The following is a 20,461-nucleotide window of genomic DNA, read 5'->3' as shown; positions in this document are numbered from 1 at the left end:
GCGCCGACTGCCGAAGCGAAACCGTTAAGCGCTTCTGCCGGCGGAACCGGCATGGTAAAATCGGACTTGATAGCCGAAACGGGCGCGGCCGGCGGGAGGAAGAGACGGTTCGCGGCGAAGAAAGGGAAGGGTCCGATGAATCTGTACGGGAAAGCGTGGACGAGACGGGAATTGGAGGCGCGAGTCGGCCGGCTCGAGCAAATCGGCGGCGTTCGCCGGCTGCAGTGGACGGAAGGGGCGGAGAGCGGCTCCGAGCAGGCGCAAGTCCGCACGGGGGCGGGGCTTGCGTATTACGTCGGGCTTTCGAAGGGGCTCGATATTTCGCTGGCGGAATTCGGCGGGACGCCGATCAGCTGGCAGGCGCCGAACGGGGACGTTCACCCCGCCTATTACGACGCCGAAGGTGCGGAATGGCTCCGTACCGCGACCGGCGGGCTGCTGATGACGTGCGGGTTGACGCAAGCCGGCTCGCCGAACGTGGATGTAGGCCAGCGGCAAGGGCTTCACGGCCGGGCTCACCATTTACCTGCGAGACACGTCGCGGCGCACGGGCGCTGGACGGGGGACGACTACGAGACGATCGTGTCGGGCGTGATCGAGGAGGCGACCGTTGCCGGCGATTTCCTGCGGTTGACCCGCCAAATCGTCAGCCGACTCGGGGACAACCGGATCGTCATCCGCGATACGGTGGAAAACGCCGGCTTCCGGACGAGTCCTCATATGATGCTGTACCATTTCAACTTCGGCTTCCCGCTCATGGACGACGATACGCGGATCGAGTCTCCGCATACGACGTCCGTCGCGCCTCGCGAGGCCGGGACGCTCACGGACGGCTGGGAGCGGTGGCAGCGGCCGGACGCGTCGTATACCGAGCGGGTGTATTACCACGACGTGAAGCCGGGGCCGGACGGACGCGCGGAGGTGCGGCTGTTCAACCCGCGGTTTCCGTATGCCGGCGGGGCCGGAACGGGTCCGATCCGGGTGAGGCTGTCGTGGAACACGGACCGGCTGCCCCGGCTCGTCCAATGGAAAATGCCTGCGGCCGGCACGCACGTGCTCGGCATCGAGCCGGCAAATTGCCGCGTGGGGGGACGGGCGGACGAGCGTCGAGACGGGACGCTCGTCTTCCTGGAGCCGGGCGAGCAGGCGAAGTACGAGCTCGAGCTGGAAGTGTCGGGAGCGGCGGAGGAAATGCGCTGACGGCGATTCTCGAATGGTAAGGCGCGGAAAAGGTACGAACGTGCACGTTTTCGGCGGCGGGACGTTTCGTTAGGCGACATGTGGTGCGAATGTGCGCTAATTTGCCGAGGAGACGTCTCCCGGTCCCGGGCGCCCGATGCCGCGGCCAGTACGAAGAACCCGCCGGAGCTCAAACGCTCCGGCGGGTTCTTTGCGTCGCGGCTGCAGCGCAGCTTCGTGCCGCACGGCCTCGTCTCACATCGCGGTCCGTCGCGGTCACGGCCGAACTGGCGCGGCCTGCAGCCGCAGCGCCGCGTGATTCGTCGGGCCGATGCCGCCGCCGATCGGGAGCGCCGCGCCGATGGCCGCGGTGATGAACCGTTTCGCCTCGGCGACGGCCTCGTCCGCGGGAAGCCCTTTCGCCAAGCCGGCGGCGATCGCCGAGGCGGTCGTACAGCCCGTACCGTGTGTATGCTTCGTCCGGATGCGCGGCGAGCGGAACAGCGCCGCTTCCGTCCCGTCGAACAGCACGTCGACGGCTTCGTCGCCGTCAAGGTGGCCGCCCTTCAGGAAGACGCGCTTCGGCCCGAGCGCATGGAGCCGCCGCGCCGCCTCGATCATGCCGTCGACGTCGTCGATCCGGTCGATGCCGAGAATGGCGCACGCCTCCGGCACGTTCGGCGTCAGCACGGCCGCGATCGGCAGCAGCTCGCGGCGGAGCGCCTCCACCGCCTCCGCCTGCAGCAGCGGGGCGCCGCCCTTGGCGATCATGACCGGGTCGACGACGACCGGCATCGGACCGTACCGCTTCAGCTTGTCCGCGACGAGCGCGATAATGTCCGCGGAGAACAGCATGCCGGTCTTCACCGCGTCCGCTCCGATATCGGACAAGACGGAGTCGATCTGTTGGCCGATCGCGTCAAGCGGAATCGGGTATACGCCCTGTACGCCCAACGTGTTCTGGGCGGTCAGAGCCGTAATCGCGCTCGTGCCGAAGACGCCGAGCTCCTGAAACGTCTTCAGGTCGGCCTGGATGCCGGCGCCGCCGCCGGAGTCGGAGCCGGCGATCGTCATCGCCTTCGGAATCGGCTTCGACGACGCATTCCCATTTGCCATTGCATTCGCATTCGCATTCGCATTCGTCATAACGGAATGAGAGCCTCCTTCATAAAAGCGGGTCGGCCGGCGTCAATCGCCGAACCGGTCGGGCGCGAAGGCGCCGAGCGGCAAGCCGGCCGTCTCCCGCCCTTCGATCGCGTCCGCGACGACTTGCGCCGTCGCCGGACTGAGCAAAATGCCGTTGCGGTAATGGCCGGCGGCGAATACGACCGACGCCGAACGGCTCGTCGCGCCGAGCAGCGGAAAGCCGTCCTGCGAGGCGGGACGAAGCCCGGCCCATTCGTGGAACGGTCGGCGGCCGGACAAAAACGGGAACAGCTTGCCGTTCCAGCTTTCCAGACGGGCGATTCCTTTCCGCGTCACGGTCGTATCGAAGCCCGCGACGTCTTCGGAGGCGCCGCAGACGAGCGTACCGTTGCGCTTGCCGACGACGTAGCCTTGCGAGCAAAACACCATATGGCGAACCGGCCGATCGGGCGTCTCGTACGCGCAAATTTGACCGCGAATCGGATAGACGGGGATGCGCATGCCGAAGACGCTCTCCGTCAAGCCGGCCCAAGCGCCGTTCGCGACGACGAGCCGGTCGCCGCGGAACGTCTCGCCGGACGCCGAAGCGCGCAGCTCGACGCCGTCCAGCCAGCGCGCCACCTCGACGGCTCCGAGACCGTCGCGGATCACGACGCCGGTGCGCCGGCACGCCTCCTCTAGCGCCTGCACGTAGTCCGGGGCGTATACGTGCGCTTCCTCGGGATACAAAAGCGCACCCGCGGCCTCAGGGGCTATGTTCGGCTCGAGACGGCGCAGACCGGCCGCGTCCAGCAGCTCGCTCCGGGCGCCGTACGCGTCCTGCCATCGCTTGCGCGAGGCGAGCACGAGCGAGTCCGCTTCGTGGTAGACGACATAAAGGCTGCCGGTCCGGGCGTATTCGAAATCGAGCCCGGACGTTTCCTTGACGGCCAGCTGCCAATCGGGATACAGGCGCAAGCTTTGCAGACAGAGCAGGAAAAACGGGTCCGGCTGCTCGCCGTTCTCGGCGAACGGCGCGAGCATGCCCGCCGCGGCGCCCGACGCCTGCCCGCCGCAGCGGCCCTGCTCGAGCACCGTCACGCGATGGCCGCGCCGGCGCAGCTCGAAGGCGCACGACAAGCCGATGACGCCGCCGCCGAGGACGAGAATATCGGGTTGCGGCGTCTTCATATGCCCGGCTTCCCCGTCGGCGCCGACACGAGCTCCTCGAGACCGCTGCTGGCCGAGGCATACCGCTTCTTCGGGATGCGGCCGGCCAAGTACGACAGACGTCCCGCTTCGATCGCAAGCTTCATGGCGAGCGCCATCCGCACCGGATCCTTCGCCTTCGCGACCGGCGTATTCATGAGAATGCCGTCGACGCCGAGCTCCATCGCCTGGACGACGTCCTGCGCGGAGCCGAGCCCCGCATCGACGATGACGGGCACGTTCGCTTCCTCGACGATCAGTCCGATGTTGTACGGATTCAAAATGCCGAGACCGGTGCCGATCGGCGCACCGCCCGGCATGACGGCCGCGGCGCCCGCCTCCTCGAGCCGCTTGCTCAGAATCGGGTCGTCGGAGGTGTAGGGGAGCACGACGAAGCCTTCGGAGGCGAGCGTCTCCGTCGCCTTCAACGTCTCGATCGGGTCGGGAAGCAGCGTTTTCTCGTTCGCGCTGATTTCGACCTTGATCCAGCTGCCGATGCCGGACGCCCGGGCGAGCCGGGCGATGCGGACCGCTTCGTCGGCGGTGCGGGCGCCCGACGTATTCGGCAAGTACGTAAACGGCTTGCCCTCGAAATGCTGCAAAATCGCGTCGTCCTCCGGGGCGTCGAGATTGACGCGGCGTATGGCGAACGTAAGCACCTGGGCGCCCGACGCCTCGATCGCCGCGTTTTGCACGAAAGGGTTCGGATAGCGGCCCGTACCGAGAAAAAACCGGGACGAAAGCGCCGTCCCGCCGATGACGAGCCGATCTTGCTGATGTTGGGACATGGCGGTATTCATCCTCCTCCGACAAAATGAACGAGCTCGACGGTCATGCCGTCCGCGAGCGCCGTCGACGCCCACGCTTCCTTCGGCACGATCGACCCGTCGATTTCGACGACGACCATCTTATTGTCTAACCCGTGGCCGCGCAGCAGGTCGACGACCGTGCCTTCCTCCACTTCGCGCGACCGGCCATTCACGATAAGCTTCAACATGGCGATTCCGCTCCTCCATCCTTCGTCGTGTTACCGGGCTGCACCGCCGGCAAGCCGGGCGGCGGCCGCATCGATTTTGGCGACGAACGCTTCGCACGTACCTCGAACGTCGGCGCTGCCGACGATTTCGCTGATCGCGCACAGGCGGGTCGCGCCGGCTTCCAGCACCTGGTCCGCGTTATGCAGCTTGATGCCGCCGATCGCCACGAACGGGATGCGGATTTCGTCCGCCACCTGACGGACGTAAGACGTCGTCACCGGCGCGACGACATCCTCCTTGCTTTTCGTCGGGAACACCGGTCCGACACCGATATAATCGGCGCCGTCCCGCTCCGCTTGACGCGCTTCCTCGATCGCGTGCGTCGAGATGCCGATGATTTTATCGCCGACGATGCGACGGGCGTCCGCGAGCGGCAGGTCGTCCTGTCCGAGATGGATGCCGTCGGCGTCGACCGCAAGCGCGATGTCGATATGATCGTTGACGATGAACGTCACCCCGTACCTGCGGGTCAGCTCGCGGAGCGCCTTCGCCTTCGCCAGCACGTCGCGCTTGGCGCTTTTCTTGTCGCGAAGCTGAATGATGTCGCAGCCTCCCAAAATCGCTTCTTCCATCACGTCCAGCATGCTCCGGCCCGGGTGGAACTGCTCGCCGGTGATCGCATACAGCTTGAACGGTTTCATAGTCGATCCCTCCCCATTCATGGCGGATTACAGCCCGATATACCGGGCGTACAACGTTTTCGCGCGGACGGAGTCCTCGGTGCCCTGCACGAGCGTCCGGCCGTCCGGGAACAGGACGAGCCGCTCGCCTTCCGGCAGCTCGGCCTTCAGCAGAAACGGATTCGCCTGGACGCGGCAAACCGCCTCCAGCTTCTCGCGCCACAGCGCCAGATCGAAGGCGCTTCTCGCCCGGATCTGCACCGTCTCGCGTCCGCACAGCGTAGCGACGCCGTCGGGCTCGGCGTTCTCGAGCGACGGGTACCGCTCGCCGCTGCATACCGGGCAGTCACTCCGGGAAGCCGGCAGCTTCATTTCATAATAGTGGTTATGCCAAATGTCGAGCGTCACGAGCGTCGGGCGGCGCGCCCCGGCGTCGCCGACGAGCAGCTTCAGCGCCTCGGCGGACTGGTAGGAGGCGACGATGTCGACGATCGGGGAGATGACCCCGATCATGTCGCACGTGTCGCCCGATCCTTCGGTCGGCTGTACGAGACAGCGAAGGCAGGCGGTCTCGCCGGGGACGAAGGCGGCGCTCATCCCGCGCGACGCGACGGCGCCGCCGTAGACGAGCGGGATGCCGCGCTTGAAGCAGGCGTCGTTCAGCAGGTAACGGGTATCGAAATTGTCGGTGCCGTCGAGCACGAGATCGATTCCGTCCAGCAGCGCTTCGACGTTGTCCGCCGTCGCGTCGGCGACGACCGCCTCCAGCCTGACCTCGGAATTGATGCGGGAGAGACGCTCGCGGGCGGCGATCGCCTTCGGCAGCGAGCGGGCGGCATCGTCCTCGTCGTACAGCATTTGGCGCTGCAAATTGCTCGCCTCCACGTAATCGCGATCGACGAACCGGACGAAGCCGACGCCGGCCCGCACCATATGGTTGGCGAGCACCGTTCCGAGCGCGCCCATCCCGACGATCAGGACGGAGCGCTCGCCGAGCTTGCGCTGGCCTTCGGGGCCGATCGGCCGAAACAGCATTTGCCGGGAATACCGGCCGGAGCGCGGATCGGATGTCATGGATCATCAAGCCTCCTTTCAAAGTCGGTTCCGACAGCAAAAAAGCCGCCCTCGCGGGCGGCGGTACGATCGATGGGATGGCCGGACATCCGTCGGACGCCGACAATCGGTACGCACCACTTCCCTACGCTGGCTTCGCTCCAGATCAGGTTCAAAGGGTCCGAAGGTCGATTCCTTCATCTCAGCCCGCGATCGGGCCCCCCCAGTGATCGAATATTTCGTTCACACTCACCTTACATGGAACCCGCCGGTTTGTCAACGTTATCCCCGGCACCGTCGGATCGATTTGCCGTTGAAGGGCGGTTGGAGCGTTCGGCGTACCGGTGTCGGGAGGTGAGCCGGCGATCGGCTTGACGCCGATAGGGCGGAAGGGTACCATACGAGAAGAAGGAGGTCGGTTTCCAGTGAACGACGAATCGGCGGTACATTCCCATGGCGGCGGGCAGGCCGGCTGCCACACGGAGGGCGCGGACGAGCGCAAAAGCCATCATTCCGACAAGCTGAAAAGCAATTTGACCGCCCGGCTGAACCGGATCGAAGGGCAAATCCGCGGCGTTAAAGGATTGATCGAGAAGGATACGTACTGCGACGACGTGCTCAACCAGATCGCCGCGATCCAGGCGGCGCTGAACGGCGTCGGCAAGCTGCTCCTCGAAGGACATTTGAAGTCGTGCGTCGTCGAACGGATCCGGGAAGGCGACCGGGACATTATCGACGAGCTTCTCGTTACGGTCAACAAGCTGATGAAATAAGATGGTTCGAATATCGAATGGCAGGCGTAACGCATCTCCCCCGCAGACAGGCGGTCCGGCAAACGGACGGCTGCGTCCGCGGGGTTTTTCTTTTGCGCCGGAATACGCGGGCTGCATTCGTTTGAAGGAAGCGGAAGGGCATATCCATCTCGATATAGTATGTATTAAATAAATAAAAACCTATTTAAAACACATCAAAATGTGATATAGTGTGTAATATATATCGCCATCATTTATTTAGGAGGCTTATCATGTCAAACGCGAATTCGGTAGGGATCGGCATCAACGGTTTGGGACGCATCGGCAGACTGCTCATCCGGAGGGCGTTCGACAAGGGGGACTTGGACATTCGCGCCGTCAACGCGACGCATCCGGTCGAATCGGTCGCGCACTTGCTCCGTTACGATACGGTTCACGGCCGGTGGAACGCCGACGTGAGATGCGACGGGGGCGATCTCATCATCAACGGAAAAAGAGTGGCCGTAACCGCGGAACGCGACCCGGCGGCCATTCCGTGGGGCCGTCACGGCTGCGCCGTCGTGCTCGACGCGACGGGGAAGTTCACCGACCGCGAAGGAGCGTCGAAGCATTTGGCCGCAGGCGCGGAGCGAGTCGTCGTCACCGCTCCGGGCAAAAACCTCGACTTGACGGTCGTCATGGGCGTCAACGACGGCCGCTTCGATCCGGACCTCCATCGTCTCGTCTCCGCTGCCTCGTGCACGACGAATTGCGCGGCTCCACTGCTCCATATGATCGACGGGCTGTTCGGAGTCGAGCGCGGATGGATTACGACCGTACACGCGTATACGAACGATCAAAATCATATGGACAACCCGCACAAGGATTTGCGCCGCGCCCGCGCCTGCACGCAATCGATCGTACCGACGACGACCGGCGTCGGCAAAGCGCTGGCCGGCGTCCTTCCGCATTTGGCGCCGCTCGTCGAAGGCGTATCGGTCCGCGTGCCGGTTCCGAACGTATCGCTGGCCGACATGACGATTGAGCTCCGTACGCCGGCGACGACAGAGGAAGCGGCAAACGCGCTCCGCACGGCGTCGGCGAGTCCGGCGTTCGCGCCTTATGTCGGCTGGAGCGACGAGCCGCTCGTCTCGTCGGATTATATCGGCTCCGACAAATCGGCGACGATCGACGGGCTGTCGCTCGCGTCGGCGGGACGGCAGCTCAAGCTGCTCGCCTGGTACGACAACGAATGGGGGTACGCCTGCCGCGTCGTGGACGCCGCGAAGATGATCGCGGGCCCGATCGGAGCGGCGGCGGTATGGACAGAGGCGGTTCCCGTTAACAATTGACATGCTCCGATAAAAAAATGACCGATGCGGCACCGGCGGATCCGTTACGATAGGAAGCGATATTCGGAGACGGGAGGGGAACGTCCAATGAAAAGGAGCCGTATCGTCCATTTGAAGGAAGCGGGTTGGGAGCGGACGGGGCGGGTTCCGGACGAGGACGGGGGAAGCTTCGGACAGTCCGGCGGCGGCTTCGTCGTCCCGGTCTCTTCGTCATCCGAAGCCGGATACGCGGGCTCCGCGATCCGGCTGGCGCTTCCGTTCGGCGTCGTCATCGGGGACAGCATCGCCGAAGGAAAGCCCGAAACGCACGGCCGTCTGCGAAAAGACGGGGAGCCGGGGTTCGACCCGGAACGCCGGAACGTGCCCGGTCAGCTTTCCGGCGAATTCGGCGCCTTGACGGGCATGCATTGGTTCAACCACGGCATCGGAGGTCAACGAACCGACCAAATATGGGGGCGATGGAGACGGGACGCGCTCGGGGAATCGTACGATCCGGCGGACGGACGAGGGGACCGGACGCTGTCGGGTCAAGCGTACGCCGTCTTCGTCGTAGCCGGGATCAACGACGTATTCCAGCTCAAAGAGGATGCGTTCATCCAGGAGCATCTGCTGCTTATGGCGCGGGACGCCCGCGACCGGGGCATCGTCTGCCTGTTCTCCGACTTGGGCGAGCACGATGCGGCCACTCCGGACATGCGGGATCAGATCGTCCGGATCAACCGGTGGATGCGCGCAACGCTGCCCGGATACGGCGCCGCGGTCCTCGACTTTTACGAATGGTCGATGGACCGGAGCCGGGGGTTCGGCGTGAATCCGGCCCATTTCGTCGACGACGTGCACCCGTCCCGGGCCGGCTACCGTTCGCTGGCCGCGCATTACGCTTCGCAATGGGAAGACGTCCCGCTCGTCCCGCAAGGACTCGAGCTGGAAACGGACGAAGGGGCGGGAGCTTCGATACCGGGCTACGGCAGACCCGCGTCCATCGCCGTCGGTCATATCGCCTACGGGGGGAAGGCATGCGGGAGCGTGGAACGGTTCGGGCTGGAGGACGGCCCTCGGTCGTTCGTCCGGTGCCGGTTCGACGGCGAAGCGACGGTGACGGAGATTCGAATCGAAGCCGTGCACGGACAAGCGTCTTGTTCGGGATTTTCCCAGGTTCGGGCGGTCATGGGAAGCAGGTAGACGCAAGAGGCGTGCGGCCGAGGCCGGAGGCTTGGTAGAACGACGCGAAGGGGAGAGGCGGAGTACGGCCGGACGGCGCGGCGTGCGGTCGTTTCATGGCGAATTGTTTCCGTTTGCCTCTTCCCAAAACGTCTTTTTAATTGTATTATATACATGTCTTATACAGATTCTTGAATGGAAGTTTCAAGTACTTGCTAAGACAATCCCGCGTAGGCTATAGTTTAGAAAATGGATGGTGCGGCGGGACAAACCGCAAAAAATGCCAGAGCCTCCGGCAGGAGAACGCGATATTCCGCCGAATTGTTTGATGACAAACAAATACATGTGTTTTACAGCTATCTGTAAGTTATTGGAAATTTCTGATTTCGGCCGGAGGTGATGAAGCCGGGCGCTTGCCCCAAAAACGGCACATTTTTGTAAGCGATTTCTGAAAGGGATTACACGATTCATCCCACACAACGACTCTCAGGGAGGTCATCGCATTGAAAAAACAATGGAAGCAACTGGCGGCTCTCTCCGTCGCGTCCGCCCTCGTCTTGAGCGCTTGCGGCAAATCGGACGACAAGCCGGCGGCCGATCCGGGCAAGACGGGAACGACGACGAATCCGGCGGAGCAAAAGAAAGAGAAGCTGTCGCTGTATTGGATGACGGCGGTGCCGACGAACAACTCGAACTTGCCGTCGGGCGATAAAGATTTCATCAAAAAAACGATCGAAGAGAAATTCAATGTCGAGCTGAAGCTCGATTACATGGCGATGGGCGAAGAGTTTTCCAACAAGCTGAACCTGCTGCTCGCTTCCGGCAATGCACCGGACATGTTCCACGCGGACGGCGCGAAATCGAACGGCTACATCATCGACGGAGCGGTTGCCGACCTGTCGAAATACGTAACGCCGGAAAAAATGCCGAACTACTTCAAATGGGTGACGCCGGAAGAGCTGAAGCGCTATCAAGTGCAAAACGTGTTCAAGCGCGCCCCCGTCCCGTTCCCGAAAAACTATTACGGCGTCTATTATGTGCGGAAAGACTGGATCGATGCGCTCAACAAAAAAGATCCGAGCCTGAACCTGAAAGTGCCGACGAACTACGACGAAATGATCGCCGTCATGAAAGCGTTCACGTTCAACGATCCGGACGGCAACGGCAAAAACGACACGTACGGATATACGACCGTCGGGTCCGGTACGACGATTCCGAACGATTTCCCGGAATGGTTCAAAAACGGCTTGACGCCGGGCTTCTTCATCGACAAGGACAACAATTTTATCGACAGCGGCACGAACTTGCGCACGGCCAAAGTGCTGGACGACATCCGAAAGACGCTCGACATGAAAATCGTCGATCCCGACTGGTTCCTGAACAAAGCCGGCGAGAACATCAACAAGGTGCAGCAGGGCAAAGCGGGCATTTTCTTCGGCGGCACCCGCGACATCGCGTTCGACAATTCGAACAACAGCGTACAGAAGAAAACGCGCGAAATTACCGGAAACCCGAACGCGACGTTCGAAGCGTTCCACATCGCGGGCGACTTGCCGGTCACGTATTCGCCGCTGCCGGGCGTCCCGTTCCTGATCAACGCCAAGACGTCGGAAGCGAAGGCGCAGCGGACGATCGAAATTCTCGAATGGCTGGCGAGCCCGGAAGGCTGGCTGCTGTCCAACATCGGCAAGGAAGGCGTCCACTACAAGAAGGAAGGCAACAAAATAACGCTGATTCCGGACGCGATCCAAAAAGACATTATCGCCAACGGCAACTTCACGGAAGTATGGGGCAGCGTGTTCTCGTACAACCAAAAAGATCCTTCGGCGATCGGCCTGCAAATTATCGACCCGCGCGAAACCGATCACGACCGCGCCATTCTCGAGGTGTTCAAAAAGCTGAAGTTTTATACGCTCGGCACGAACGTCGCTCCTCCGCAAGGCCTCGACATCGGGGCGTACCGGAAAGAAATGCGCGCCCTGCAGGTCAAAGTGCTGTTCGAGGAGAAGGATTCGAAAAACTGGCCGAAATATTTGGACGATTTGCTCGTCAAATACAAGGCGAAAGACATTTTCGAAGCGTACGCGACGCAAGTATCGAACGCGCTCGGCAAAACGGTCAAGTTCAAGTCCGACTGATCGACGGCGCGGCTTTAAGGAAGAGGCTTCCGGTTCATCCGGGAGCCTTTTTCGCGTTCGCGGGTGTCAACGGGGTGCCGGGTTCGCCGCCGGATCAACGGATGTCCACTCCATGTACGAATCGGTCCGACACGGTGCGGAGCGACATGGTATAATCGGCTTTGCAATCGAAATGAAAGTGCTTTAAAAATCGATGGGAAAGGAGGCGGTCAAAACAGCGACGGCAACGACGACGGCATCCGTGCAACGGCCGGACGACGAATAAAACCAAACGATGGGAGGTTTTTTGATGAAACGCTCTATACCAGTCGAGTACCGGTTTGTACGCCTTATGCTTGTCCTGCTGCTCGCGGTCGGCTTGACGATTCCGGTCGTCTCGTTTCCGCGGGCGGGAGAAGCCGGCGAAGCGGCGAAAACGACGGTCGCGAACCCGGGCTTCGAAACCGGCAATCCGCCATCCAACTGGTCCGTTTTCGGCGGCACGTGGGGAACGCAGCAGACGATATCGACGGCGCGCAGCATCGACGGCACGAAAAGCTTGAAAATCGACGACGGCTCCGCCACCGCCGCATACGGCATGGTGAGCGACAAAATGGCGGCACACCCGTTCTCCGTTTACGAGGCTTACGCCTCCGTCTATGCCGAATCGGGCGGCGGGCAGCTGTATGTGGAGTTTTGGGACGATACCAACGCGCGTCTCGGCTACGCGATCGGCAGCACGCCGACGGCGGGGGAATGGCATTATGTGAAGGCGAGCGGCCAAGCGCCGGCAGGCACGACGAAGGTGAGCGTCATGATGTACAGCGCGAAGGGGAACGTGGGCGCCGTCTACTTCGACGCCGTCTCGATGCGGAGAATCGACGAGGTCGGGACCGTCGCGAACGCCTCGTTCGAAAGCGCGGATGCGTCGAACATGCCGGCCGATTGGACGGCCGCTTACGGGACGGGCGCCGCTTCGGTCAGCTCGGACGACGCCCATGGCGGGACGAAAAGCTTGAAAATAATCGACGGCAGCGCGACGGCGAACTACGGCGTGCGGAGCGTCAAGCTGCCCGCCTCGGCGGGATCGAAGTACGAGGCGAGCGCCTGGGTGCGCAGCGTCTCCGGAACGGCGCAGCTGTATCTCGAATTTTGGCGGAGCAGCGTCAATCACGCCTCGGATACGAGGGTGGGCGCGTTCTTCGCAAGCAGCGGCTCGACCGGGTGGACATCGTTGACCGTTTCGGGTACCGCACCGGCCGGAACCGACTATTTGGTCGTCATGCCTTATTCGCATGCGGCGAATACGGGAACGTCTTATTTCGACGACGTAACGGCGAAGCAAACGTACGATCCGCCCTCGAAGCCGTTCTCCCCGATCGTGACGGGGCACCCTAGGCTGTATTTCACGGCATCCGAGGTGCCGGCGCTGCGAGCGAAGGCGACCGATACGTCGCCCGGCCCGTACGGCGAATCGTACGCCGCGACTTGGCAAAAGGTGAAGGCGCAAGCCGACGCGTACATGGCCGAGTCGTCGTTCTCCGTCAACTACGCGGGAGGCGTGACGGTGTCGTACCCGCTGCCCCCGGTTCAGCCGAAGCCGCACGAAAATCCGCCCGGCTATACGAGCGGCCATTATCCGTTCTGGTCGGCCGTCGGCTCGAACATCCAGACGCGGCTCGAAACGCTCGCGCTGGCGTACGTCGTCACGAACGACGCCGCTTACGGCAACAAAGCGAAGCAGTACGCGCTGTCGGTCGCCGATTGGGACGTCTGGAGCGATCCGGCGTATCCGTGTCTGGGCGGAGGGAGCGGGTTTTCCTGTCTCGACTCCAGCTACTTGATGCGCGGCGTCGCGGCCGCCTATGACATGGTCTACGATCTGCTGTCCGCCGCCGAGCGGGACAAGCTGCTGGACGCGATGTACGAGAAAGGAATCCGGCCGTCGAAAAAAGATTTGGAGACGTTCGTGGACCAAAACATTTATTACGCCGTCTCCGGGGCGGTGGCGACGGCCGCGGCGGCGGGGCTCGGCGAGCGGGAAAGCTACGACGTTTATATAGACAAGGCGTACAAGATCCATCTCGACTACCTCGACCGGCTCCAGTCGTCCGGCGAGACGGAAGGCTTTTTGTATACGGGCGTCGCCTTGAACAGCATTTTCGCCGCGGACGATTTCATACGCCGGGTGACGGGCGTCGGCGACGCGTTCGCGCACCCGTTCATCGCCGACCGGCTGAGCAAGTGGCTCGTCTATTTCAACGGGCCGCAGGGGACGGGCAACGCCAACTTCAGCGATTCCGACACGGCGGGCAATATCGCGACGCCGGCGCTCATCCTCGCCCGCAACGGCGACGGGCTGGCCGGCTGGTACGCGAAGGAGCAGCTGTCGGATTCGGGGGCGTTCGGGCGGTTCGTATATTTGAACGATGCCGGCGGGTATACCGACCCCGACGCGGCCGGACTGCCGAAGTCGGCTCAGTTCGCGGATATCGGCTATCAGGCGTTCCGCACGGGGTGGAGCGCGATCGATCAGCTGCTGGCGTTTTATTCGGACAATTCCGATTTCGGGCACAACCATAAGGACGACAACAGCTTCATTCTGAACGCGGGCGGGGAATGGCTGCTGACCGATCCGGGGTACAACGATACGTCGACGGCCGCGACGACCGAATTTACGACCGGCACGGTCGGGCATAACGCGATGCTCGTCAACGGCGCCGGCCAGTCGTCGAAGGCTGGCGGAGCGGCGGTCGGATTTTTCGCCTCGCCCGTCTTCGATCTCGGCGTCGGGGACGCGACCGGCTCCTATGCGACGACGCCCGACGTCTCGCAATGGAAACGGCGCGTCATCTCGGTGAAGGGGGACTATCACCTGATCGTCGACAACGTCTCGCTCGCGTCCGCCGGCACGCCGGAAATGCTGTTCCATACCGACAAGGGAGGAACGATCGCCTCGGGCGGTACGCCGCTCGCCGTCGGGGCCGCGCTGCCCTCCTCGTTCACGATCGAGAAGGCGAAGGCGTCGGTGGCCGTACAGACGCTTCGCCCGGCGAGCGCGACGAGGGTGCATGCGCAGTACGCGGGAGCCGAGAAGTTCGGCACGTACGCCAGCGTCAAGCCTTCGTCGGCGGTGACGCAGGAGTCGTTCGTCACGCTGCTTCGGCCGAAGGTGCACCGCGAAGGCGTCATCGAGGCGGAGACGCTGCTCCCGGCTACGGCAAGCGGCGGCCGGCCGGCCGGCGCCGGCATGTACAAGTTTTACCGGGTCGCGACGTATGCGGCGAACGGCGCGAACGACTTCGTGACGTTCAGCTTCGACGTTCCGTCGGCCGGCAGCTACGACGTACGGCTCGGGTTCGTCAAAACCGGCGCCTCGGGTACGGTCAAAGCCGAGCTGGACGGCGTCCAGCTGCAAACCGGCATCGACTTGTACGATACGTATTACGACACGCTGGAGCTCGCGTTCGCGAACCGGACGCTGGCGGCCGGCACGCATACGCTCAAGCTGACGTCGACGGGCAAAAACGCCGCAAGCGCCGGCTACACCATGGCGCTCGACTACATCCGGCTCAATCCGGCCGGTACGGCGATCGACAAGGCGGTTCCATACCCGGTCTCGACGGCCGTCAACGGAATGGCGACGGGCGTCGTCGTAACGCTGCCGGCGGCGTCCGACCAGCTGTTCGTCAATCCGACGAACGCGGCCGTCACGTCGGCGGGCAACCTGACGATCGCCTGCTCGGCGACGCAGTGCATGGCGCGCAAGCCGGCGGCCGGCGGCTACGACCGGTACGCGGCGGTCAATACGTCGGTGTCCGGCGCCAGCTTGACCGACGGCGCCCAGGTGCTCGTCAGCGCGCCCGCCGGCAGCGGCATCGCGCTCGGGCGAACGTCCGCGACCGCTTGGACGGGAACGGTGACGCTGACGTCGCCGGGCTCGCCGCAGCTGTACGCGCCGTCCGTCGCATCGGTGAAGGTCGACGGCGTGGCGCTCGCGCCGTCGCAATATGCGTACGACGCGTCGACGAAGCTGCTGACGCTGAATGCTTTATCCGCCGCGACTCATTCGATAGAGGTCGGACTGTAGCGGGTGCGGAGTCCCCTTCTCCGTCCGGGATAGGTTCTCCCGACTGCCCGCCGCCTCTCTCCGGTACTCGAACGTACATGGCCGTCGCAACGAGACCGGGTGCAAAAAGTGTCCTGCCCGGTTCCAAAATTGGCATGCATCGTTCGCGGCCGTTCGGTACGATCGGGGTAGAACGACGAAGCTGCATCGATAAAGGAGCCGGTACGCGATGAATCTGGAAATCGGTTGCGCAAAAGTGGACATTACGCCGTCGAAGCCGGTGCCGCTCGCCGGGTTTGCGGTACGGCAAAACGAGCCGTTCGAGGGAATCCGCAGCAAGCTGTACGCGAGGGCGCTCTATTTGCGTCAGCGGGAGGCGGACGGGACAGTCCGTCGCGCATTGGTCGTGTCCGCCGATCTGTTATGGTGGGGATCGGACCGGATGCCGAAGCTATACCGGGAGTTGAAGGAGAAACGGGGCTTGGAGCCGGAGGCGGTCATCCTGAACGCGACGCACAGCCATTCCGGACCGCAGGCGAGCTTCGCCTTCCATCGGCTGCTCGGACAAGCCGATCCGGCTTACGTGGACGAGCTGGAGCGCCGTCTCCTCGAAGCGGTCGCCGAGGCGGAGGCGAACGCAGAGCCCGTCACGATCGAGCGCGGCGAAGGCGAATCGCGCATCGGCGTGCAGCGGCGCCGTTACGCCGACGGCAAGGTGGTCGGAGGGCACGATCCGGAAGGGGTGATGGACCCCGAGGTGACGGTCGTCCGTTTCACGACCGCTTCCGGCCGGACGAAAGCGGTCGTCGCGCATTACGCCTGCCACCCCGTTACGACGAGCCGCAATTTCGTCTCCTCCGAATTTACCGGACGGGCGATGGAGACGCTCGAGCGGAAGCTGGGCGACGGCGCGGTTTGCTTGTTTTTGCAAGGGGCGTGCGGGGATATCAATATTTTCAAAGAGAGTGCGCCGCCGCATATCGAGGACGATTACGGGATCGTCGACTACTTCGGGGATAAGCTGGCCGAGACGGTCGCGGGAGTGCTGGAGCGCCCCATGCGCAAGCTGGAGCCGGTTCGGCTCGCAGGCCGATCGTGCGGCGTTCCCCTCGCGCTGAAACGGCTGGAGACGAAGGAAGAGCTGGAGGCGATCGCGGCGAAAGGCGCGCCCCCGTACGACGAGTGGGCGGTCGAGATGCTCCGTAGGCTGGACGAGCGCCCGACGCGGCTGACGCTCGAGATGAACGCGCTGGACATTGCGGACGGATTGGCGCTGCTCGCGATGAACGCGGAAGTCGTCGTCGAATACGGCCTGTACGTCAAGAAGCTTTCGGACGGAACGGTTCTGCCGGTTCCTTATTCGAACGGCATGATCGGGTATGTGCCGACCCGGATGCAGATCGGCTGCGGCGGCTATGAACCGGTCGAATCCACCTACTATTTCCACATGCCGGGACGTTTCGACGAAAGCGTCGAGGAGTCGATGCGCCGCGGACTCGAAGCGATGATCGGCCGGTCGGGAGGGGAGCGGCGATGAACGCGGCGGTTGTCGGCTACGGCACGATGGGCAAGCTGTTCGCCGGGCTGTTGTCCGGCATGGAAGGCGTCCGATTGGCGGCGATCTGCTCGTCCTCGCCCGCCACGGAGCGGGAGGCGGAGAAGCTCGGCGCCCGATGGTACGCCGACTACCGGGAGATGCTCGAGAGAGGCGCCGAGCTCGATGCGGTCGTGCTGGCGCTGCCGACCGATCTGCATCGCGAATACGCCGTTGCCGCAGCCCGAAAAGGGCTGCACGTCATCTGCGAGAAGCCGCTCGCGCTTACGGTCGACGATGCGATCGCCATGGTCGAGGAATGCAATCGTCACGGGGTTCGGCTGTTCGCGGGGCACGTCCTCCGTTTTTTTCCCGAGTATGCCTCGATGGCGAACCGGGTGAAGGCGGGGGAGATCGGTCCGGTCGGGCTGGCCCGGGCGAAACGGTATACCGTTCACCCGAAGGCGGACGCCTGGTTCGCCGATGAATCGAGGAGCGGCGGCGTCGTCATGGATCTGATGATCCACGATATCGACTGGATGCGATCGATGCTCGGCGAGGCGACATCGGTATACGCCGACGTCCGCCGCTCCCCCGGATTGCAATGCGCTTCCGCCGCGATCCGGTTCGAGTGCGGGGCGATCGCCACGCTGGAGGCGATGTGGGGCTATCCGGGACCGTTCGAAGCGGCGGCGGAGGCGGCGGGAGCCGGCGGGTTGCTGCGAACGGACGGGCCGCCGGACCCGACGTCCGCCGCCCGGCCAGCATCGGCCGGCTCCGCCGGAGCGGAAGGCGTGGCGATTCCGGGAAGCGCGGCAGGCGCCGATCCGTACCGGCTCGAGCTGGAGCATTTCGTCCGGTGCATCCGGACCGGAGAGGAGCCGATCGTCGGCGCATGGGACGGTGTGGCGGCGGTCGCTTTAGCATGCGCGGCGCTCGAGTCGGCGCGAACCGGGAGGCCGGTCGTGCCGAAGGCGTACGCGTCGATGCCGGGACATTGAACGGCGAAGCCGAATAAGCGAAGCCGGGTTTCCTTATGCTAGTGGGGGAACCCGGCTTTTTCGCGTTTTTGGAGCGAACGGATTGACAGACGAAGCGCAACGATGGTAAGTTTATAACACAGTAAACACATAGGAATTATTTGAAATATGCGATCCGCAAAAACGGCTGACGAGAGGGGATTTATCCGATGGAAAGGGCGATTACGATTCAATACGGCTCGATCGAGCTGAAGGCGACGCTGCATTATCCGGAGGCGGCGAAGACGAACGAGGGCGACCAAGGGGGGCAATGCCCGCTGATCGTCATCTGCCACGGCTTCGTCGGCAACCGGATCGGCGTCGATCGGCTGTTCGTCGGCGCCGCCCGCAAATTCGCCGCCGCCGGATATATGACGCTCCGCTTCGATTACGCCGGCTGCGGCGAAAGCACGGGCGACTACGGCGAAGGCGGACTCGATTCGATGATCGAGCAAACCCGCGTCGTGCTCGATTACGCGCTCGACATCGATTACGTCGACCTGAATCGGGTATCGCTGCTCGGACACAGTCTGGGCGGGGCGGTGGCGCTCCTGACCGCGGCGCAGGACCGTCGCGTGAAGCAGCTGCTGCTCTGGTCGGCGGTCGCGCATCCGTTCAACGACATCGTCCGCATCGTCGGGCAGAATACGTACGACGACGCCATCCGGTACGGATCGGCGGACTATATGGGCTATTCGCTTCGCCCGGCTTTCTTCGAGTCGCTCTCCGCGCATCAGCCGTTCGCGCAGCTCCGCAAGTTTGCGGGCGACGTATTTCTGGCGCACGGCACGTCCGACCGGGTCGTCCCCGCGGATTACTGCTCGCTGTATCAGAAGCTGTTCTGGATGCGGTCGTTCGGCCAATGCGACATGGAGCTGCTGTTCCAGGCCGATCATACGTTTTCTTCCGGGGAGAGCAAGCGGGAGCTGTACGACAAGACGCTGCATTGGCTGACGTACAACGAGAAGCGGAAGCGGGAATGGCACAATTGGGAAATATAGCGGATGAGGGGCGCGGATTGCGCTCCTTTTTTGCCGTTCCCGGCAATTTCCCGGGCAGGCGGCGTCCGGAATATGGTAAAATCGGGAAAAGCGAAGGAGGATGGGACGATGGATTTATACGGTATGAATATCTCGTATTTGAGGGAAAAATATGCCGACATCGAAAAACGGCTGACGGCGGCCGTCGGCCAGCTGTCGGAGGCGCAATTGAACTGGCGTCCCGCCGAGGGCGACAACAGCATCGCGAACCTGATCGTCCATCTCGCGGGCAACGCGAAGCAGCGCATCCTTGCGAACGTGTTCGGAGGGCCGGATACGCGGGACCGCGAGGCGGAGTTCGACGAGACGGTGCATGCGAGCAAGGAGACGCTGCTTGCGACGATCGGAGACACGTTCGCGCTGCTGAACCGGGCGCTCGACGACCTGCGCCCGGACGATTGGGAGCGCGTTATCGACGTGGGGGGACGTTCGATGACGGTATTCAAGATCATGCATACGATCGCCTCCCATTTCTCCGAGCATCTCGGGCAGACGCTCTACCTGGCGAAGCATCAGCTCGGGGACGCGTACGTCACGACCTCGGTTCCGCGCACTCCGCGCGGCACGCGCTGAAGCGGATCGGCACGACACGCCCCGTTTAAGGATATTCCACGTAAATTTCCCGGTACCCGGGACCGCTTCGCTTGCGCAGCCGAACGTGCAGCGAGCCGTCCCGGAACGCCGCATGCCCCGTTCGGACTCCGACCGGGGCGGGCAGCCGGACCGTCTGCTTGTTGCCGAGCGGGCCTTCGATTTTCAGCGTCGTCCCGTCGACGAACAGTTGAAGCTTGCGCGGATCGATGGAATGCGGAATCGGGATGCGGACTTTGACGAACCGTTCCGTCTCGGTTACCTCGGGGCGGAACAGGACGGAGTCGGATTTCTCCGAGCGGGCCCCGGCCGTCTCGCGATTGGCGGGCGCCGCGCCTTCCACGACGTCGCGCACGAATCGGCCGATGCGCCGAAACGAATCGCTTTTGCCGCCCGGCAGCGCGTTCGGAAACAGCTCGTCGAACAACCGGTCGAACTGGCTCCAGTCGAATCCGTCTCCCCCGCTTCCCGCCGCTTTGCGCCCATTTCGATTATCGTTCATGATGGCATCGCTCCCGTACGAAGGTTTGCTCGTTCGATACAGCATATGTGCGTTCGCCTTCTGCGGTTCGTTCGAGCCGATGCGCCGTTTTCCGTTCATATTCCGTTCATGATCGGCTGTTA

At 63.3% G+C, this 20,461-nt stretch carries 17 protein-coding genes and 1 riboswitch; of the genes, 10 read left to right on the top strand and 7 right to left on the bottom strand.

Going from position 1 to position 20,461, the window contains the following annotated elements; all coding sequences use genetic code 11:
• Window positions 1-51 precede the first annotated feature (51 nt).
• Window positions 52-1,200, top strand: a complete 1,149-nt coding sequence (locus DLM86_RS11275) for an aldose 1-epimerase family protein (protein ID WP_245954509.1) — start codon at window positions 52-54, stop codon at window positions 1,198-1,200.
• Window positions 1,201-1,455: 255 nt separating this feature from the next.
• Here the strand turns inward: DLM86_RS11275 and thiD are convergent, their stop codons facing one another.
• The 6 genes from thiD to DLM86_RS11245 form a co-directional block, all read right to left on the bottom strand.
• The gene (gene thiD, locus DLM86_RS11270) at window positions 1,456-2,295 is read right to left on the bottom strand and encodes a bifunctional hydroxymethylpyrimidine kinase/phosphomethylpyrimidine kinase (RefSeq protein WP_110840259.1); all 840 of its coding nucleotides are present in this window, start codon (window positions 2,293-2,295) and stop codon (window positions 1,456-1,458) included.
• Window positions 2,296-2,367: 72 nt separating this feature from the next.
• Window positions 2,368-3,495, bottom strand: a complete 1,128-nt coding sequence (thiO, locus tag DLM86_RS11265) for a glycine oxidase ThiO (protein WP_110840097.1) — start codon at window positions 3,493-3,495, stop codon at window positions 2,368-2,370.
• Entirely contained in the window at window positions 3,492-4,301 is an 810-nt protein-coding gene (locus DLM86_RS11260) for a thiazole synthase (RefSeq protein WP_110840258.1), read from the bottom strand. The genes thiO and DLM86_RS11260 overlap by 4 nt, the downstream gene beginning before the upstream one ends.
• An 8-nt stretch (window positions 4,302-4,309) precedes the next feature.
• The gene (thiS, locus tag DLM86_RS11255; protein WP_110840096.1) at window positions 4,310-4,510 is read right to left on the bottom strand and encodes a sulfur carrier protein ThiS; all 201 of its coding nucleotides are present in this window, start codon (window positions 4,508-4,510) and stop codon (window positions 4,310-4,312) included.
• A 30-nt stretch (window positions 4,511-4,540) separates the two neighbouring features.
• On the bottom strand, window positions 4,541-5,191 hold the full coding sequence (gene thiE, locus DLM86_RS11250; protein WP_110840095.1) for a thiamine phosphate synthase: 651 nt from the start codon (window positions 5,189-5,191) through the stop codon (window positions 4,541-4,543).
• Window positions 5,192-5,218: 27 nt separating this feature from the next.
• Window positions 5,219-6,244, bottom strand: a complete 1,026-nt coding sequence (locus DLM86_RS11245; RefSeq protein WP_110840094.1) for a ThiF family adenylyltransferase — start codon at window positions 6,242-6,244, stop codon at window positions 5,219-5,221.
• A gap of 104 nt (window positions 6,245-6,348) precedes the next feature.
• Window positions 6,349-6,458: riboswitch (TPP riboswitch) on the bottom strand.
• Window positions 6,459-6,648: 190 nt separating this feature from the next.
• Between DLM86_RS11245 and DLM86_RS11240 the strand changes: the two genes are divergently transcribed.
• The 9 genes from DLM86_RS11240 to DLM86_RS11200 all read left to right on the top strand — a co-directional run bounded on the left by DLM86_RS11240 (window position 6,649) and on the right by DLM86_RS11200 (window position 19,819).
• Window positions 6,649-6,996 carry a metal-sensitive transcriptional regulator gene (locus tag DLM86_RS11240; RefSeq protein ID WP_110840093.1) on the top strand — a complete coding sequence of 116 codons (348 nt, stop codon included), beginning with the start codon at window positions 6,649-6,651 and terminating at the stop codon, window positions 6,994-6,996.
• Between the two features lie 251 nt (window positions 6,997-7,247).
• Entirely contained in the window at window positions 7,248-8,306 is a 1,059-nt protein-coding gene (gap, locus tag DLM86_RS11235) for a type I glyceraldehyde-3-phosphate dehydrogenase (protein ID WP_110840092.1), read from the top strand.
• A gap of 87 nt (window positions 8,307-8,393) precedes the next feature.
• On the top strand, window positions 8,394-9,488 hold the full coding sequence (locus tag DLM86_RS11230) for an SGNH/GDSL hydrolase family protein (RefSeq protein ID WP_158289426.1): 1,095 nt from the start codon (window positions 8,394-8,396) through the stop codon (window positions 9,486-9,488).
• 482 nt (window positions 9,489-9,970) lie between these two features.
• Window positions 9,971-11,605 carry a type 2 periplasmic-binding domain-containing protein gene (locus DLM86_RS11225; protein ID WP_110840090.1) on the top strand — a complete coding sequence of 545 codons (1,635 nt, stop codon included), beginning with the start codon at window positions 9,971-9,973 and terminating at the stop codon, window positions 11,603-11,605.
• A gap of 289 nt (window positions 11,606-11,894) precedes the next feature.
• Entirely contained in the window at window positions 11,895-15,674 is a 3,780-nt protein-coding gene (locus DLM86_RS11220) for a heparinase II/III domain-containing protein (protein ID WP_158289425.1), read from the top strand.
• 208 nt (window positions 15,675-15,882) lie between these two features.
• Window positions 15,883-17,190 carry a neutral/alkaline non-lysosomal ceramidase N-terminal domain-containing protein gene (locus DLM86_RS11215; RefSeq protein ID WP_110840088.1) on the top strand — a complete coding sequence of 436 codons (1,308 nt, stop codon included), beginning with the start codon at window positions 15,883-15,885 and terminating at the stop codon, window positions 17,188-17,190.
• Window positions 17,187-18,188, top strand: a complete 1,002-nt coding sequence (locus tag DLM86_RS11210) for a Gfo/Idh/MocA family protein (RefSeq protein WP_110840087.1) — start codon at window positions 17,187-17,189, stop codon at window positions 18,186-18,188. The genes DLM86_RS11215 and DLM86_RS11210 overlap by 4 nt, the downstream gene beginning before the upstream one ends.
• Window positions 18,189-18,376: 188 nt before the next feature.
• Window positions 18,377-19,207 (top strand): alpha/beta hydrolase family protein, encoded by an 831-nt coding sequence (locus tag DLM86_RS11205; RefSeq protein ID WP_110840086.1) that lies wholly within the window; start codon window positions 18,377-18,379, stop codon window positions 19,205-19,207.
• Between the two features lie 108 nt (window positions 19,208-19,315).
• Window positions 19,316-19,819 carry a DinB family protein gene (locus DLM86_RS11200; RefSeq protein ID WP_158289424.1) on the top strand — a complete coding sequence of 168 codons (504 nt, stop codon included), beginning with the start codon at window positions 19,316-19,318 and terminating at the stop codon, window positions 19,817-19,819.
• A 25-nt stretch (window positions 19,820-19,844) separates the two neighbouring features.
• On the opposite strand, the gene DLM86_RS11195 is transcribed toward DLM86_RS11200, so the two are convergent.
• Entirely contained in the window at window positions 19,845-20,339 is a 495-nt protein-coding gene (locus tag DLM86_RS11195; protein WP_146250198.1) for an Hsp20/alpha crystallin family protein, read from the bottom strand.
• Window positions 20,340-20,461: the final 122 nt, after the last annotated feature.

It is taken from the genome of Paenibacillus flagellatus (genome assembly GCF_003217775.1).
GTDB classification, from domain to species: domain Bacteria; phylum Bacillota; class Bacilli; order Paenibacillales; family NBRC-103111; genus Paenibacillus_AB; species Paenibacillus_AB flagellatus.
The sequence above is the reverse complement of the archived record's forward strand: the minus strand, read 5'-3'. Positions and strand labels throughout refer to the sequence as shown.